Raw genomic sequence first — 18,902 nt, forward strand, 5'->3', positions numbered from 1 at the left:
AGGATTGAAAGTGAGAAAGTAAGTAGAAGATTAAACGGTTCGCTAGATCCTAGTTACCTAGAACCTAGCGCCTTAAATATTAACGCAAGTCCATTTCTTGAACTTTTTCGTGAGCAATCTCAGGTGTGGTGCTCACTGGTTTTTCGTGTAGGTTCGCTTTGATTTGTCCTTTACGATGCTTTAGTGCCGCATCGAGTTTTTTAGCTGCGCTTGCAATAGCTGGGTATAGAACTTCGTTCTCACCTTTTACCGACATACGCGCGCCTTCGTAAATAGTGCTAATTTCTGCTTGGAGCTTATGATGCTCTTTTGAAAGAATGATATCTAGTGCGATCAGAGATGGAAAATGGCTCGCAATTTTTGAAAACTTTTCGTTGATGTGTTCTCTAATAGAGTCAGTAACGTCAACATGGTGACCAGAAAGATTAATTTTCATAGGGTATCCTTTTTTTTGTTACCTCAACTCTAGTATTGGGGGCTATTTAGATTTACACAAGCGCAAAACACAGAAATATGACATTTATTTGTTAGTAAAGCTGATTAAGATCAATTGGCGAGCATTAAATATGCAAAACCCCGCGTGGTGCAGGGCTTTCAGCGGTATACTTATTTTTGTATATTAGGGTCTGTTTATCTTTGCGGATTAAATTTGTTCAAGCTAGGGGCGGTTTAATCGCGGCGCGAGGTTTGTAACCTAGTGGGCTAAGTCAAAGCCGAGCAACATAGAGTAAATCGCCCCTAGGCAGAACCCGAAGGGCAGCGTCTGTTTGGCATTGATGCTGCGTTATCGCCTATTTATGGGAAATAACCACACCACATAGGCGCGGCCTTGCCTAAATACCAAACAGACTGCTGCAGATTTAACCTTGAAAGGTAAACAGACCCTAAGTGTACGAACAACAGTAATCAGCAAAATCAGCCACTTTTACTTGGAAAGTAACGTTCGCATCAACATTAAATGACTCACCTGCTGACATAGTTTTCCACTCGGTCTCACCCGGGAGCAAAACTTCCCACTGACCACCGTTAAGTTCCATTAGCTCTTTTTTACTAGTAGCAAACTCAAATTCACCCGCTTGCATAAAGCCTAATGTTTTGGTGCTGCCATCTGCAAAAATCACTGTACGGCTTGACACTTTACCTTCAAAATACACGTTTGCTGTTTTAACAACACTTACATTATCAAACTGAGACATCCTCACTCCTGTTTATTGTTTTATAATTTATTAATGACCACAGTGCCTGATACTCATAAGCCTTGCAAGGAACAAGATGTGAAAAATGCTCACGTAAAACCCATTTTACTTTTTTGGTAAACCTCTCACCAACATCAAATAGATTTGGCCTTAGGCTTATTTTATAAATAATAAATCATCGTATGTTCCTACAAATAATCTTCGTATATTCTCTACTAAGCAAACTTTAAACCCTCATAAATTTAAACTTTCAAATACAAAAAATTAACCTGCCGTTCATATTGAGTGCACTAACTTTATTGTGTGGATCAGTAGTACCCACTTACTTGTTCAGGTATGACCAGAAACGTGAATAAAATTCACACAAAACAACTACGCAACATTAAATTTACAATGCTAAATTATTAAAAATTTATTTACATTAGGGCATTGAAATGAGTAAGCGAATAGCACTAGCTATCCTTACAAGTTGTTTTTTAGTTGCATGCGGCGGTGGCAATGAAGCAAACACAAGTAAGGAAACACCTGTATCAGATACTCCAACAACCCCTCCTGCTAGCGGGGATACTTCAGATGACGATACGACCACCGAAAACACCGCTCCGGTTATTAGCCTCTCCCCTCCTGATAGTGTGAGCCACGGTCAAACCCTCACTTTAAACGCCAGCGCAAGTGATTCAGATGGCGATACACTCACTTATAATTGGCAACAACTTGCAGGGCAGCCAATTGAAACCTCAGACAATGAGGTGTTAACACTGACTATTCCCTCCCCCCTCAGTGGTTATGATGAAGCGTATCGCTTTTTGCTTAGAGTAACGGATGAACATGGCGCACAAAGTGAGTTTGAATTTGGTTTTACTGCAAAAGCTACCATGGACAGTTCGCACGCTGCTCGGCTTTTACATCAGGCCAGTTTAGGGCCAACGTACGAAGAGATTTTATCGGCGCAGGGGTTAAGCGCTGAAGAATGGATAGACTCACAAATGCAGCTGCCCATTACCTACCATGTCGATTATTTAGAAAACTATCCAAACAGAGATTATCCACGGCAAATAAATCGTATTGATGCCTGGTGGAAAGGCAGTATTAACGCTCCTGATCAACTCAGGCAGCGAGTTGCCTATGCTATGAGTCAAATTTTTGTGGTGTCTGACTTTAATAACTCATTGGCAAATGAGCCTAAAGGCATGGTGAGCTACTACGATATGTTACTAGAAAATGCATTTGGCAATTACCGTGACATTCTTGAAACTATATCTCGCTCCCCTATCATGGGTAAATATTTGGATCATTTAGGCAATGAAAAAGCCGATGAAGAGCGTAACATTCGCCCAGACGAAAACTATGCGAGGGAGCTGCTACAGTTATTTAGCATAGGTTTAGAAGAGTTATCGCTAAATGGTTTAGTAAAAAAAGATATAAATGGCCAACCGGTCCCTGCTTATACCCAAGCTGATATTGAAGGGTTTGCTAAAGTATTCACTGGCTGGACATTTGGCGCCAGTGAGTTTTGGGGACGCCCGAGTAATAACCACTCAATTCTTATGAGCCCATTTGAGGCGTATCATTCAACAGCTGAGAAACATTTAATCAGTGATGTGGTTATTCCTGCTAATACTGATGCAGAAACCTCACTAAAAATAGCGCTCGATACAATCTTTGCACACCCAAATATAGCGCCATTTATAAGTAAACAATTAATTTTAAAGTTAATTACATCAAACCCGTCCCCCAGTTACATTGAGCGGGTTGCTAAAATTTTTAATGATAATGGCCAAGGTGTTAAAGGTGACTTGAGTGCTGTAATAAAAGCAATCTACCTTGACCCTGAAGCTCGGCAGTTTGCAGCGCCTCTTGCTTATTTTGGTAAAGTGAGAGAGCCACTGCTTAAACAAATGCAACTGTGGCGGGTATTCAAGGCTAAGTCGCTAAATAATCGTTATTACACCAGCAATTTAAGCCTAAAGTTTGGCCAAGGCCCGTTGCAGTCCCCCTCTGTTTTTAACTTTTACCAACCGGATCATCAACCTCAAGAGCTATCGGGCTCTATGCTTGTTGCACCAGAATTACAAATTGCCAACGATGCTTATGTGATCAATACACTAAATACTCATTTTGATGAAATGAGCCGACGCGTTGCAGAACGTTATGATGAACTCAATGAAAACTATGTCTATTTGTACATGGGTGATGACTTGGAGTTACTGGCTAACTTTGGCTTAAATGCGGTTATCGATAAGTACGACACATTATTCTTTGCAGGTGCTATGTCACACAATATGCGCAATGCAATTTACGATATGGACGCTTACTTTTCATCAAGTGAAAGTCATTTAAGGCTTTCGTATATCGTGTATTTAATTACGGTTTCAGCCGAATACAGCTTGCAGCAATAGGAGAGTGTCATGGATAGAAGAAAGTTTTTAGACTTATGCTTAAAGGGTGGTGTGTCTATGGCTGCACTTACTCAATTACAGTTGCAGGCTTTTCAAGGAGCTAGCAATTTTGCTGATGACGAATATAAAGCACTCGTGTGCGTTTATTTAAGTGGCGGTAATGACTCTTTAAATATGTTGGTGCCCATTGCAGGCGAAGCACGCAGCCTATATGAAGCAAGCCGACAAAATTTAGCTATTAATAACCCTTTGCAATTGTCGCCAGATACCGCGCAAGAAGGCGGTGTTGGTTTGCATAATTCTTTAGCGCCATTGCAAAGTATATTTGAAGAGCGCCAACTGGCCTTTGTTACTGGCGTTGGCAGCTTAATTGCGCCAACAACGCAGCAAGATGTTATCAATAAGTCTGTTCCACTACCACTGCACCTTTTTTCGCATAACAAACAACGAGCAACATGGATGTATGGCAAAGAGCAAAGCTCACTAAATAGTGGCTGGGGCGCAAGGTTATTAGAGCGACTGCAACAAAGTGAACAGTTTGGCGGCAATATTTCGCTCTCAGGAATGAACCTCTGGCAAACCAGCAGCAACAGCATGCCCTTTAGTTTAAGCAGCAATGGCATAAGCCGCATTAATGCTTTAAGCGGCTCACAAGAGCGTAGTGAACATGTGAATAACCTGTTTAATCGCGTATTAACAGGTCAAACAAACCCTATTGCGCAAGCCTATGGCTCGCGTGTAAAAGCATCCATTGATAAAACCTCAGCAATGAATATTGCCCTCCAAGACTCTGATCCTATTGATGGTGTATTCTCTAACAGCTCTCTTTCTCGTAGGCTTAAAACGATAGCACGTTCAATATCAATTCAATCTCAACTTGGGTGTAAACGCCAAGTATTTTATGTGTCAATGGGTGGCTTTGATACTCATGGTGACCAAAATCGCAGCCATGCTTCATTGCTCAGCCAGTTATCACAGTCGTTAGCTGAGTTTAATCGCGCAATGTCTTACCTGAATAAACAAGACAATGTGACACTGTTTACCATGAGTGAGTTTGGCCGAACATTAACCTCTAACGGTAATGGTACTGATCATGGTTGGGCGGGGAATCATCTTGTAATGGGCGGCGCGGTAAACGGTGGCGATTTATATGGCTCCTTGTTGACCCAACATTTAGGCGGTCCAAAAGACACCCGAGGTGGACGACTAATACCCGACGTTGCGAATGAGCAGTACTTTGCCACTTTAGCCAAGTGGTTTGGTGTACCTGACTCAGAACTAGTAGATATATTCCCGAATCTAGCCAACTTTAACCAACATACTCTGGGTTTTATTTAACTCCTACGCTGACTAATTAGCTTATTATGTTAGCCAGCGTTAATGAGTAAATAATAAAAACCCGCTTAGTCTTTAATACTAAGCGGGTTTTTCTATTCTCAGATTCGGTATTAATAGCTGACCATTAATACCTCAGCACTTAAAACAGTTTGTTTGCCTTGTTTACGATATTTTCTACCGTGAAACCAAAGTGTTCAAACAGCTCGTTAGCTGGCGCTGACTCGCCAAAGGTCGTCATGCCGACTACTGCGCCATTTAGGCCAACGTATTTATACCAGTAGTCTGCGATACCCGCTTCTACTGCTACGCGGCGTGAAACCGCAGCGGGTAGTACGCTTTCTTTGTAAGCTGCGTCTTGTGCATCAAAAACATCTGTTGAAGGCATTGATACAACACGTACCTTTTTACCTTGCTTGCGTAATTCAGCCGCTGAGTCTTGTGCTAATTGCACCTCAGAGCCGGTTGCGATTAAGATAAGCTCAGGCTCACCATCACAGCTAAGTACGTAACCGCCTTTTTTCACATCGCTTACTTGCTGTGCTGAACGAGTTTGTTGAGCAAGCCCTTGGCGAGTAAAGATCAATGACGTTGGACCGTCTTTACGCTCAATGGCTTGTTGCCATGCAATTGCAGACTCAACTTGGTCACACGGACGCCAGTTAACTAGGTTAGGCGTTAAACGCATGCTCGCAATTTGCTCTACTGGTTGGTGGGTTGGGCCATCTTCACCTAATCCAATTGAATCATGGGTATAAACAAAAATGCTTGGCACTTTCATCAACGCAGCCATACGTACAGCATTACGCGCGTATTCCATAAACATTAAGAAGGTCGCACCGTAAGGGATAAAGCCTTTATGTAGTGCAATACCATTCATAATTGCTGACATACCAAACTCACGCACACCGTAGTAGATGTAGTTACCGCTGGCGTCATTGGCTTCAAGGCCTTTAGAACCTTTCCAAATTGTTAGGTTTGAACCTGCTAAATCAGCAGAGCCGCCCATAAACTCTGGTAATAGAGGACCAAATGCATTAAGTGCATCTTGTGATGCTTTACGTGATGCAGGGTTTGCTGGGTTTGCATCAAGTTGCTCAATGTACGCTTGTGATTTCTCGCTCCAATCAGCTGGTAACTCACCACTTGTACGACGTTTAAACTCTGCTGCTAGTTCAGGGTGTGCGGCTGCATATGCGGCAAACTTTTCATCCCAGCTCGCTTCAAGTTGCTTACCTTTTTCTTTGCCATCCCACTCGCTGTAAATGTCAGCTGGAATGTCAAATGCGTCGCCAGTCCAACCAAGGAACTCGCGCGCGGCTTTAATTTCGTCTTCACCCAGTGGCGCACCGTGACAGTCATGGCTACCTGATTTATTAGGTGAACCGTAACCAATTACTGTTTTACAACAAATGAGTGTTGGCTTGTCTGTGATGCTGCGTGCTTCTTCGATTGCTGTGCGAATAGCGTCTGAATCATGGCCATCTACATCACTGATTACATGCCAACCATACGCTTTAAAACGCGCTGGGGTATCATCACTGAACCAACCTTCGACTTCACCATCGATTGAAATACCGTTGTCATCCCAAAATGCCACTAACTTGCCAAGGCCTAAAGTACCCGCAAGCGAACATGCTTCGTGAGAAATACCTTCCATAAGGCAGCCATCGCCCAAGAACGTATACGTGAAGTGATCAACAATGTCGTGGCCTTCACGGTTAAACTGAGCCGCTAATGCTTTTTCAGCAATCGCCATACCGACGGCATTTGTGATCCCTTGACCAAGTGGGCCCGTAGTGGTTTCGATACCTGGTGCATAACCATATTCTGGATGACCCGGTGTTTTTGAATGCATTTGACGGAAGTTCTTAATTTCGTCAATTGGTAAATCATAACCACTTAAATGCAGTAGAGAATAAATAAGCATTGAACCGTGGCCGTTTGAGAGTATAAATCGATCTCTGTCTACCCACTCTGGATTTGTTGGATTATGATTTAGATAATCGCGCCATAGTACTTCTGCGATATCTGCCATGCCCATAGGGGCTCCAGGGTGGCCTGATTTGGCCTGTTGTACTGCGTCCATTGATAAGACGCGAATAGCATTTGCAAGTTCTTTGCGAGACGGCATGAATTCTCCTACCTTTACTGTATTTGCGCTGGTTGATTGTGTGTTTTACTAGAAACACCCATTCTTACTTATTCTAGGGGCAGTGTGCAATTAAAACCCCTAATAAATTAGACTAAAATGGAGGTTTATTAAGAACTAAAAGTTATTAGTAATTTTATTTAGACGTCTAGGCGTAAAATTACTATGAAAATATATTTGTTTTAGATAAAATACGTCCCTTAATTTTTTAGCGCTCTTACCGACGTTTGTGAAGCGCAATATTTGTGAGCAGAAATACAATGGCAAAACATTTATTTACTTCTGAATCAGTTTCTGAAGGTCATCCGGATAAAATCGCGGATCAAATCTCTGACGCGGTACTAGATGCCATCTTAGAGCAAGATTCTCATGCACGTGTTGCGTGTGAAACTTACGTAAAAACCGGTATGGTCATGGTCGGTGGTGAAATCACCACGAGTGCATGGGTTGATATCGAAGAAATCACACGTAAAACAGTGCGTGAAATTGGCTATACTCATTCAGATATGGGTTTTGATGCAGATTCGTGTGCTATTTTAAATACAATCGGTAAGCAATCACCTGATATCAACCAAGGTGTTGACCGTACTAGCCCTGAAGAACAAGGCGCTGGAGACCAAGGCTTAATGTTTGGTTACGCATGTAACGAAACTGAAGTGCTAATGCCTGCACCAATCACGTACTCTCACCGTTTAGTACAGCGCCAAGCGCAAGTACGTAAAAGCGGCGAGCTTAATTGGTTGCGTCCTGATGCAAAATCACAAGTAACCTTTGCATACGAAAATGGTAAGCCTGTTGGTATCGATGCGGTAGTTCTTTCGACTCAGCACAGTGAAGAAATTTCACAAAATGACTTAGTAGAAGCGGTAATGGAAACTATCATCAAGCCGGTACTACCTGCAGAGCTAATTACTAGCGCAACGAAGTTCTTCATCAACCCAACTGGCCGTTTTGTTATCGGTGGCCCAATGGGTGACTGTGGTTTAACAGGTCGTAAAATCATTGTTGACACCTACGGCGGTATGGCACGTCACGGTGGTGGTGCTTTCTCTGGTAAAGATCCATCAAAAGTTGACCGTTCAGCTGCGTACGCTGCACGTTATGTTGCTAAAAACGTGGTTGCCGCTGGTCTTGCTGACAAGTGTGAGCTACAGGTTTCTTACGCTATCGGTGTTGCAGAACCTACGTCAATCAGTGTTGAAACGTTTGGTACTAGCAAATTAGAAGAAAGTCGTTTAATCGAACTTATTCGTGAACACTTTGACTTACGCCCTTACGGCTTAATTCAAATGTTAGATCTTGAGCGTCCAATTTACCTACCAACAGCGGCTTACGGCCACTTTGGTCGTGATGAATTCCCATGGGAACGCACAGATAAAGCAGACGCACTTCGCGCAGCAGCTGGTCTTTAATTCCAGCCTTTGTGTGAATGTAGAAAAAGCGCCAATTGGCGCTTTTTTTATGCCTAGAAATTATGTTCTACGTTTTTGTCGCGAGGTAAACTCGCTGCTAGGCATGCGCTACCCCACGCAATTAAATTTAAAAGTAATTTATTCACAAAGAGATTAAGAGACGCTGCGCTCAAGAGAAGTAATTATAAAATAATAGCTAAAAGTGACTAGGTACTAAGATCTATTCGAAGCCCGTGACGTTTTACCTAACTTTCTAACCTATAATGTAAGTATCTTTTCATATCCAGCGACACCCCACACTATAAACAATACAATTAAAGCCAAGGTTACTGCCGCTGATGCTATATCTTTAGCGCGCCCCGATAAAACATGATATTCAACCCCTACTCTATCCGTTAATGCTTCAATAGCGGAATTAAGCAATTCCACAATCAATAAAAATAAAAAGCTAACAATGAGTATCACCCAGTGCAGTAAAGACTGCGCCAACCAAAACGATAAGGGCAACAAAATGACACCTAATGCCAGTTCAGTTCTAAATGCCGACTCTTCTTTAAAAGCCGCTTTAAACCCTTTTATAGAACACTGAGTGGCTTTTATAATACGGCCTATACCAATGCCATTGGGTTTATTAACTAAATTGATTTCAGGTTTATTCATTTTATTATCTTTTTAATACGGCTTTGAATTAGTGATGTATGGCTAACAAATACTCACTCCATACCACGAATAAGCAAGTGCCATGCAGTAGCCATATAACGATTATAAGCTTGCTCTGTATCAGCATCAATATATTCAACCCCTGACGGACTGAATGACGTTAACTGAGTTTTATCGTGTTCATTCACCTTATAATACTCGTAAATCGCCTTTAAATCTCCCTTCCACAGTTTTTCATTGCGACGAATAGTTTGAAAACCAAAAACGGTGCGCTCTTCGTCAATACTTAACAATGATTGGCCCATACTATAAAACGCTGTATTTTTAGGTGCGATTAAATTAAGTAAGGTCGGCGCAATATCCATATGACTTGCAACGTGTTGCGATGACAACAAATCAGGTGTAATACCTTGCCCATAAATCACCATTGGCACGTGTGTTAGTTCAAACAAATTAGGTCGGCTATGTAGGTAACGACGACTAAAATGATCGCCCGTTATCACAAACAGTGCATCAGGATAACGCAGCTCCATTTTTCGCACAAACTCGCCCAGCATTTTATCTGCGTACCATAAATGCCCTAACACATAGGGGTCTAATAATTCGCCTTCTAGCGATTGTATTGTTGCGGGGTAATCATCATAAGATGCGTATGGGTAGTCAAGTTGCGCTAAATCTAAATTGAAAGGACCGTGATAACTGCCGCTTAAAATTACATTAAAACTTTTTTGTTTGGTTTTAGCCGCTGCGAGTTCAAATAGTTGGCTATCATCAATCCCCCATACACCCGCACTGCCTTTACCACCAGCATCTGTCGCGGAATAAATATTATCGACACCTTGCGATTCTACATATTCACCCACATTTTGCCATGAGAGTAATCCACCATAAAAAAACTGACTGGTGTAACCAAGCCGCTCCATTTGATTAATAAAAGAAAGCTTACTGGCAGGTTGTTGCGGGCCAATGCGGCTCATGTTCACACCTGAAAATGGAATACCAGACAAAATACTCGAAAGTGAATTCATCGTACTACTGGCAGCAGGTAGCATATTATCTAAATAGATCCCCTTGCTAGCTAAGCTTTTTAATTCATTAGTCACATTAAGTGATGCGTACTTTTGCTGCAAAGGCCACGAATCATAGCTTTCCATGATTATAAAAAACACCTGTGATGGAGGGTCAATAAACGCTCCTTTTGTGTGTTGCTGATAATCGAGCAATGGCTCAGTGAGTGGTGCAGCATTTGAGCTCAAATAGGGGTTTTTGCCATCTATTCCATGATTTTGTAATTCGTTATAGTCTTTTATTGCATACACAAAGCTACGAAAAGGGTTAATCACAAGGTTATTTACAAACGCATCAGGAGTCACCGCAGACCATTTACGCGAAGCAGGACGAGATTCGAATGAGCCGCGAATAGCGCAGATAAAAAGCACCGTTATCAGAATAACCAGTAGTGAGCGTTTCCACTTACAGACAGTATAAATGCGCGATAAAAAACTAAGGCTAGTTTGCTCAACATGCTTGCAATATCTAAACGCAATAAACAACAGAAGCACTAAACTTATAAGGCTGCCCCATGGCTTGTATTGCTTTATTGCGGTTAATGCGATGGCCTGCTGATCATCATGTAGCCCTTCAAACATAAAGTAGTTAAATTGTGTACCATACTCAGAAATATAGGTGACGCTGGTAATGCATAATAAGATCATTACGCTAAAAAATACTCTCGCAGTATAAATACGAACTTTTGAAACCCAGTGCCCTAGCCGCATTGGCTGAAAGATGCAGTTGAGTAAAAAAGGAATACTAAAACACACCCCACTCGCAGCTGAGTCAAAAGCAAAGCCAGTCTTTAAAGTATTGTATAGAGCTGTTGCATCTAAAGGTGCTGCAATATGGTCATAAAAATATACTAAGAAGAAAATACGAAAGCTCATGAAGAGCAATACACCTGCAAACCAAAGTGCAGCTAAACGCCAACACTCTGTTACAAATGAAAACCAACGGCTAGAGGGCGTTGAAGTAACCGTAAACACTATCTATGTCCTTATAATACACATCCCTAAAAAAGGAACTATACCAATAAAAGACACAAATTCAATTTAGATTATGTGTTAATGTGTAATAAAGTGTAATAAATACAATTGATTAACTTATAAAAACAAGGAAGTAACACTATATAGAGCAATTACCCTCTTTGATATCAGTAGGCGCAGCGTGATATTGCTCTTGAGCGAGCTCACTACGTAAAGCTCGTAGTGTTTTAAGCGTACTTTTTAAACTTACATTATTGCTTAACCAATGGGGTATTGCACCACCTGGGTCTGCATAAACTGTGTGGGTGAGCGCCAGACTGACCTTTTCTGGGCTATTATTTTCTTCGAGTAACCAAGTCGCTTTTAAATCCTTGATACGCACAACCGAATCAACGTGTTCTTTAAAACCAGAGTAAGCACTAATCGTTAATAACGTTTGCGTGGGATTTAGCCGTTTGTAGCAGGAATAACTCACCATATCCCTATCTCTGATAGGCCACGGCGAGTTAATTTTTGTATACACGATAGTTTCTGCGTCACTTGGGCGGGCCAGCACCTCAACGTGACTCACATTTTCGACCCACTTTGGGGCTCTCTCAGTATCACTAAGAAGGGCCATGAAGTCGCTTGCAGTGCTATTTTCTATCTGTAACGTGCCTTGCACTTCAACAATACCATTTGAGTGTTTTTTAAAGGAAACACTGACACCATCTTGAGTTTTCCATAATTGCCATGGTGTTTGCTGCGCAGAATAAACTGTAAAGCAACACAGTATGATTAATAACCCGGCTATTTTGTGCATTAACACTCCATTGTGTTGCTATCAGTACAAGGCTATTCCCAGTAGGGTGAAATCTTAAATGACGCTAAACGACTTTGCTCCATCGCACTGACCAAAAACTCAGATTTCATTTCAAGCCAATGTTGTATTTTGGCAAGCTCTTCGTCTTCTTGTCCTGCGCATAGCTGCTTTAAATAATCGAGCGTACACAACTCATATATCCCGTGAGAAATATCAAGCCATGGAATACGGAACTCACTGCGATCCTCTTTATCATACAATGCACCTAAACAGTTGCCACTGAGTAAGCTATTTTCAAGGCGGGTACGTAGGTTTAAGTAGTCTTTACAAGTAAGAGTTTGTTGCTCTGGTAACAACTGGTGTAGATCCTGCCAATCTTTATGAAATAAGCGGTTTGCTATTTCATCAACAGAGCGTTCCGCGGCTTGAAACTGGGTTTGCCCCCAGCTTTTACGCCACTGTTTATCTACAAGCCAGGTAGTTAAACTAAGGAGTAACCGATTATAGCGCGCGCTGTGAAAGAGTTTGTTGATGTCATCAATACTTGGCTGTAGCTCTTTTAGGTCATTGATCACTTGAGTAAGCTCTGGCGCACTGTTAATTTTTTTGTAATAGGCATGACGTTTTGATGTATATGTTTTAAGTTGAATAGCGTTTTCAACCCACGCTAGTTCACTTAACAACCACTTAAGCTCTACTCTTAATGACTCTGTAGTGCTTTTATCTACAATGTCATCAAATAGCCAAAACGTGTGGCGAATGAGGCTGATGCCATCAGTAACTCGTTTAAGCGTTTTTAAGCTAGGCTTGTCAAAATAGCACTGCTCATGTTTTTGCACAAAGCGAATACCAAACCCTATTGCTGCAATGAGAGCTTGCTCTTGCGTTGCTTTTTTAGGCAGTGAAACAAAACCGATTGATTTGCTCGGTTTAAGTGGTTTTTCATCCGCTAAGCGATAACCTCTGGCCGCTTTTGAATACAAACCAAGACGAATATTACTCTGTGCGACTAGTTTATCGGCTAACGCAAACAACTCATCACGACTGCCTTCCATCAGTTCGATTTCAAGCTCACAAATAATTTCAACCCGACCAGAAGCTGACACTTCACCTTTATCTAAAACAACCTCAATTTTTGCTCCACCTTCGGTTTCAATTAACCAAGTGCGACGGATAAAGTTAGTACTGAATATTGGGTATAAATTAGCGGCTATTGCGTTAACTTGCATGCCGTGAGGCCAAATACCGCTGTCAAACTCAGTGATATCTGGGCGGTTACTTTCAATCGGCAAATTATATTCAGGGCGTTGATGTAAACCTCCAACAACTTCTCCTGCTAGTTTGATTGTTTGCTCACATTGATTATCTGCACAACGTGTTCTAAAACCAATATCAAGTGCTCTTAACTCTCGACTAGGAGTGTCATAGTAAGCATTTTGCAAACTACGGGAAGGCTTGTTTGTGACGGTTTTTGCAAATTGAGTAATTAACGCGGGGATCAGTGGAACAACGGCATCTGACACCAAAAACTTAAGTTCTATCTCAGTATCCATTAGGCTTGAGGATTACCTTTAAAATAAATAAGAGCTCAAAATAAACAAAGCAAAGCGGTAATGCAAATTTTTTAGCGAGATTTCATTTATTCACTGTGATGTGATTACAATATCAGCCTTGCTATTAACGAGTTTAATCCATACTATCTCTATACTTAGAACGAAAAAATTGCCGTAACGATCACGGTTACATTAACAGGGTAGATTAATGTTTAAACATTCCTTATTAGCTTTACTTCTTAGCGCTGTTGCGTTTGTTAGTCACGGCGAAGAAGCAAATTCAACAAACAATACAAATACGGCTTATATTGTTGATAATCTTTATACGTTTATGCATTCTGGTGCGAGTAAGAACTACCGAATTATCGGATCAGTAGATGCGGGAACAAAGCTTACGCAACTTTCACCTGAAGAAAACGGCTTCGTCAAAGTCATTGATGATAAAGAACGCGAAGGCTGGGTAGAGGCTAAGTTTGTCTCTAAATCAGCTGGTATTCACCAGCAATATCGCACTTTGAGTGAAGAAATGACGTCGATGCAAGAGCAACTTCGTCAAACCCAGATTGAACTGCCACAACTACAAGAACAAAACCAATCACTCACTGATCAAAATCTAATGTTGTCAGAACAAATCACCAAACTGCAAACGACTCTAAATGCAGAACGTACTCAAAAGCAACAAGCCGGTGCTAAAGAGAAACGTCAGCTACTTACTTACGGGGGAGCTATCGCATTTATAGGATTGTTTTTAGGGATTATTTTAACGATAGTGCTGTCGCGCCGTAAACGTTACGACGGATGGGCATAAGCAATACAATAAAAAAGCACCAATAGGTGCTTTTTTATTTAATCGAGCTTGAGACCATTGTCTTGCTTTATTTTTTCAATAACCATATAGGTATGGTGTGTACCTACGCCTGGTATATCAACTAAATCACCTAACACTTGGCGGTATTCGTCCATATCTGACACACGTATTTTTAATAAATAATCGTAACCCCCTGCCACCATATCGCACTCGATAACTTGAGTAATTCGTAAAATATGTTCACGGAAGACTTTAAATACGGCCGTATTTGATGTTACTAATGACACTTGTACATGCGCTAATAAACTCTGGTTAAGTTTTGCTTCGTTAAGCTTAGCAAAGTAGCCCTCGATATAGCCTTCCTGCTCGAGTCGTTTTACTCGGTCAAGACAAGGGCTGGGGCTTAAGTTAACCTGCTTTGCAAGGTTCACATTAGATATTCTGCCGTTTTTTTGCAGAACGTCTAAAATTGCTAAATCGATACGATCAAGCAGGCGTAATCTATTGGGACTTGTCATAACAGAATTTTATGCGGATAAGTTTAACGTATGCCCTGTAAATTATCGTAAATCGGCAAATTTAACCAGCATATTCTGCTGGAATTTAATTAGAATGCACGCATTAAACAACATGATAATCGAGCAGCACTCTTTTTTTGCTGCAAGACTCCACACTTTTGAGGTTACTTATGTTATTCAACGGCGATTTGACTACAACGTGTCCAATTCGACAAAAGATCCGTGACTTTTACCGCATTGATGAAAATGCAGTTATTGATCATATTTTACCCCTTGCCGAAGTAGGTGTTAAAGCCCGTAGCCGTGCATGGGAGCGTGCACGTCAAATAGTTCACAATATCCGTAAAGACCAAGATGGTCAAAGCGGTGTTGATGCACTTTTAAATGAATTCTCACTTTCGAGTGAAGAAGGTGTGGTATTAATGTGTTTGGCTGAAGCCCTACTTCGTGTGCCAGATAAAGCGACTCAAGAAACCCTTATCCGTGACAAATTAGCAAAAGGCGATTGGAGCTCACACCTAGGTAGCAGTGACTCTCTGTTTGTTAATGCATCGTCTTGGGGTTTGTTAGTGACCGGGAAAATGGTTAACTACAACGACAAAACCAAAGATCAGCAATTTGGTGTGTTGAAAAAAACCATTGGTCGTTTAGGCGAGCCAGTAATCCGTAAGTCAGTTAACTTCGCGATGAAGATCATGGGTAAGCAATTCGTTATGGGTCGCACCATTGACGAAGCCATTGAGCGTGCAGCAGATACAGAACGCAAGGGCTATGTATACTCATACGACATGTTAGGTGAAGGCGCGCGTACAATGAAAGACGCGGACCGTTATTATCAAAGTTACCTAAATGCGATTCACTCTATTGGTAAAGCTGCAAATGGCCGCGGCCCAATTAAGAGCCCTGGTATTTCAGTGAAACTTTCGGCAATTCATCCACGTTATGAATTCACCCATAAAGAACGTGTGATGGAAGAAATTGTGCCTAAACTTAAGGCGCTTGCATTGGTCGCTAAAAGTTACGATATTGGCTTTACAGTAGATGCTGAAGAAGCTGATCGCTTGGATATTTCTCTTGATGTCATTGAGGCCGTATTTAGCGACGACGATTTAGCTGGCTGGCATGGTTTTGGTCTAGCTGTTCAGGCATACCAAAAACGCGCTATTTTTGTTATCGAATGGCTCACAGAGCTTGCTACCCGCGTTGGCCGCAAACTAATGGTACGCTTAGTTAAAGGCGCTTACTGGGATACAGAAATCAAAACTACACAGCAAGATGGTTTAGATCATTTCCCTGTATTTACCCGAAAAGCAACGACTGACGTTTCATACAAAGCCTGTGCTATTAAAATGCTTGAAGCGCGTGACGTGCTGTATCCACAATTTGCCACTCATAACGCATACACTGCCGCAACGATTCTAGAAGTTGCAAAAGGCGATCATGATGGATTTGAATTCCAACGCCTGCACGGTATGGGCGAGTCTTTGTTTGACCAAATCGTAACGCAAGAGAAAATTCAGTGTCGCGTGTATGCACCTGTTGGTCAGCACGAAGACTTACTTGCATACTTGGTTCGTCGCTTACTTGAAAACGGCGCTAACTCATCGTTTGTAAATGCGATTGTTGATACCACGCAACCTGTTGAAGCATTACTCCCTGATCCTGTAGAAACACTGCAAGGTTTACGTAATAAGTACAACACGCAAATTAAGATGCCTATTGATTTATACGGCGCAGAGCGTGCTAACTCAAAGGGTATGGATTTAACTGACATCAATGCAATTACACCCTTTAAAGAAAACCTAGATTCGTGGTTTGAAGAACATCGCATTAATGAAAGTGACGTACCTGAAGGCTCATTAGCTGTTAAAAATCCAGCCAATCATAAAGAAGTCATTGGCCACGTTAAATTACATAACAGTGATGACATGCTTAGCCTACTTGCTAACGCGGAAACGGCCTTTGAGTCATGGTCACAAACACCTGTAAAAGAGCGTGCGAACTTACTTCGTCGTATTGCCGATATTCTAGAACGCCACCATGATGAGCTTGTAGCAATCTGTATTAAAGAAGCTGGTAAAGTTGCACAAGATGGCATTGATGAAGTACGCGAAGCTGTTGATTTTTGTCGTTACTACGCAGCGCGTGCTGAAGAGCTTAGTGAAGATGAGCGTTTTGAAGCCCGCGGTGTTATTTTATGTATCAGCCCGTGGAACTTCCCACTTGCTATCTTTTTGGGTCAAGTAGCTGCTGCAATCGTAACCGGTAATACCGTTATCGCAAAACCAGCTGAACAAACTAGTTACATTGCACTGCGCTCTATTGAACTAATGTTATCAGTAGGTTTACCTGAGCATGTTGTACAACCTGTGATTGCCCGCGGTAGTGAAGTAGGTAAGACAATTGTACCCGATGAGCGTATTCAAGCTGTGATGTTCACCGGTTCAACCGAGACTGGCACTATCATCTCACAAACACTTGCAGCGCGTAATGATATTCAAGTACCGTTGATTGCCGAAACAGGTGGTCAAAACTGTATGATCGTCGATTCAACTGCACTGCCTGAGCAAGTGGTTGATGATGTGATTAGTTCTGGTTTTCAAAGTGCCGGTCAACGCTGCTCTGCACTGCGCGTATTATTTTTACAAGAAGACGTGGCAGATGGCATCATTGAGATGATCAAAGGGGCGCTGAAAGAGTTACATGTTGGCGACCCTGCACTACTTTCAACAGACATTGGTCCTGTTATCGATGAAAAAGCATTGAAGAACCTAACCGATCACGTTGAGTATCTAAAAGGCAATGCCACACTGCACTATGAGTGTGAAATTCCTGATAATACTGAAAATGGCGCTTATTTCTTTGCTCCACGCTTATATGAAATCAAAGATTTATCAGTACTTAAACGTGAAGTATTTGGCCCATGTGTGCATGTAATTCGCTTTAAGGGCACTGAAATTGACAATGTTGTTGACCAAATCAATAACACTGGCTTTGGCTTAACTATGGGGATTCATTCACGTATCGAAGAGCGCTGTGAATACCTTGCTAAAATGTCACGCGCGGGCAACGTTTACGTTAATCGTAATATGATTGGTGCAATTGTAGGCGTACAACCGTTTGGTGGTCGTGGTTTATCTGGTACTGGCCCGAAAGCAGGTGGTCCAAACTACCTGCAACGCTTAGTTAAAGAAAAAGCGTCACCTGATAACGTGCAAATGACCAACTTAACGCCCGATGAGCTTGATTTACACCACTACTCAGGTGCAAATGAGCAAGTTGAAAAGTTAATGACTAACTCAATGCGCGACGAAAAAATTTGGCGTGGCACACCGCTAAATGACCGTGTTTCTGCTGTTAGACAGTTATTAGCCAAAGTAGCCACCGTTGATATCATCGATGAGCTTGCAGATGATTTAGCATTAACACTTGCCGATGCACGTGCCCAGCTAAACCGCCTTGAAAAGCACATGCGTAAATATACTACGTTACCAGGGCCAACAGGCGAATCAAACACACTACACCTTGAAGCACGCGGTTGTGTAGTATGTTATGCAGATAAGAGTACATCATTTAACTTTTGGGCTATCTCTATTATCACTGCACTTGCAGCGGGTAATACTGTAATCACAGTAGCATCAGAGTTATTCTATGATGAAGCTGTTGCGTTTAAAGACAAGTTTATCTCAACAGGTGTCGCTGAAGGTGTGTTCCAAGTTGCAAAGCCAAACCAGCTACAAGCAATCTTGGCGCATCCACATTTAGCGGGCGCAGTGGTTGCAGCACGTTCATCACGTCTGGGCTACTTTAGCCAGCAGCTTGCACAACGCAAAGGCGCAATCTTGCCTGTGATAAGCTCAGAGTATTACGATACGCTGATCAAACGTCTGATCACAGAAAAGACGATTAGTATTGATACTACCGCCTCAGGTGGTAACACATCTCTCATGACTTTGGTTGAAGATGACGAATAAAATCAACAACTAAGTATTAAAGGGCGCTTTTTAGCGCCCTTTTTGCTACTT

General features: G+C 41.8%; 13 protein-coding genes. 5 read left to right on the plus strand and 8 right to left on the minus strand.

The features are described 5' to 3' along the window. Positions 1-79: 79 nt before the first annotated feature. Positions 80-436, minus strand: a complete 357-nt coding sequence (gene raiA, locus CSC79_RS06415) for a ribosome-associated translation inhibitor RaiA (RefSeq protein WP_099295005.1) — start codon at positions 434-436, stop codon at positions 80-82. A 448-nt stretch (positions 437-884) separates the two neighbouring features. Further along, positions 885-1,196 (minus strand): pyrimidine/purine nucleoside phosphorylase, encoded by a 312-nt coding sequence (locus CSC79_RS06420; protein ID WP_099295006.1) that lies wholly within the window; start codon positions 1,194-1,196, stop codon positions 885-887. Positions 1,197-1,630: 434 nt separating this feature from the next. Between CSC79_RS06420 and CSC79_RS06425 the strand changes: the two genes are divergently transcribed. Then, complete coding sequence (locus CSC79_RS06425) at positions 1,631-3,595, plus strand: DUF1800 family protein (RefSeq protein WP_099295007.1); 1,965 nt, start codon at positions 1,631-1,633, stop codon at positions 3,593-3,595. 9 nt (positions 3,596-3,604) lie between these two features. Continuing rightward, positions 3,605-4,933, plus strand: coding sequence for a DUF1501 domain-containing protein (locus CSC79_RS06430; RefSeq protein WP_099295008.1), 1,329 nt, complete (start codon positions 3,605-3,607; stop codon positions 4,931-4,933). A 139-nt stretch (positions 4,934-5,072) separates the two neighbouring features. Here the strand turns inward: CSC79_RS06430 and tkt are convergent, their stop codons facing one another. Further along, the gene (gene tkt, locus CSC79_RS06435) at positions 5,073-7,064 is read right to left on the minus strand and encodes a transketolase (RefSeq protein WP_099295009.1); all 1,992 of its coding nucleotides are present in this window, start codon (positions 7,062-7,064) and stop codon (positions 5,073-5,075) included. Between the two features lie 278 nt (positions 7,065-7,342). Here tkt and metK point away from each other — a divergent pair, with 278 nt between their 5' ends. Further along, on the plus strand, positions 7,343-8,494 hold the full coding sequence (gene metK / locus CSC79_RS06440) for a methionine adenosyltransferase (RefSeq protein ID WP_099295010.1): 1,152 nt from the start codon (positions 7,343-7,345) through the stop codon (positions 8,492-8,494). A gap of 258 nt (positions 8,495-8,752) precedes the next feature. Here the strand turns inward: metK and CSC79_RS06445 are convergent, their stop codons facing one another. From CSC79_RS06445 to CSC79_RS06460, 4 genes are all read right to left on the minus strand, one after another. Continuing rightward, the gene (locus CSC79_RS06445; protein ID WP_099295075.1) at positions 8,753-9,139 is read right to left on the minus strand and encodes a diacylglycerol kinase; all 387 of its coding nucleotides are present in this window, start codon (positions 9,137-9,139) and stop codon (positions 8,753-8,755) included. Between the two features lie 68 nt (positions 9,140-9,207). Beyond that, positions 9,208-11,196: an alkaline phosphatase family protein gene (locus tag CSC79_RS06450; protein WP_237113973.1), complete on the minus strand. Its 1,989-nt coding sequence runs from the start codon at positions 11,194-11,196 to the stop codon at positions 9,208-9,210. 139 nt (positions 11,197-11,335) lie between these two features. Further along, positions 11,336-11,998 (minus strand): START domain-containing protein, encoded by a 663-nt coding sequence (locus tag CSC79_RS06455; RefSeq protein WP_099295011.1) that lies wholly within the window; start codon positions 11,996-11,998, stop codon positions 11,336-11,338. Between the two features lie 32 nt (positions 11,999-12,030). After that, positions 12,031-13,551 (minus strand): CYTH domain-containing protein, encoded by a 1,521-nt coding sequence (locus CSC79_RS06460; RefSeq protein ID WP_099295012.1) that lies wholly within the window; start codon positions 13,549-13,551, stop codon positions 12,031-12,033. A gap of 208 nt (positions 13,552-13,759) precedes the next feature. Between CSC79_RS06460 and CSC79_RS06465 the strand changes: the two genes are divergently transcribed. Beyond that, the gene (locus tag CSC79_RS06465) at positions 13,760-14,359 is read left to right on the plus strand and encodes a TIGR04211 family SH3 domain-containing protein (protein WP_099295013.1); all 600 of its coding nucleotides are present in this window, start codon (positions 13,760-13,762) and stop codon (positions 14,357-14,359) included. Positions 14,360-14,397: 38 nt separating this feature from the next. Here the strand turns inward: CSC79_RS06465 and CSC79_RS06470 are convergent, their stop codons facing one another. After that, entirely contained in the window at positions 14,398-14,877 is a 480-nt protein-coding gene (locus CSC79_RS06470; RefSeq protein ID WP_099295014.1) for a winged helix-turn-helix transcriptional regulator, read from the minus strand. Between the two features lie 170 nt (positions 14,878-15,047). On the opposite strand from CSC79_RS06470, the gene putA reads away from it, so the two are divergent. Next, entirely contained in the window at positions 15,048-18,851 is a 3,804-nt protein-coding gene (gene putA / locus CSC79_RS06475; RefSeq protein WP_099295015.1) for a bifunctional proline dehydrogenase/L-glutamate gamma-semialdehyde dehydrogenase PutA, read from the plus strand. Positions 18,852-18,902 lie beyond the last annotated feature (51 nt).

The organism is Pseudoalteromonas sp. 3D05 (assembly GCF_002723455.1).
Lineage (GTDB): Bacteria > Pseudomonadota > Gammaproteobacteria > Enterobacterales > Alteromonadaceae > Pseudoalteromonas.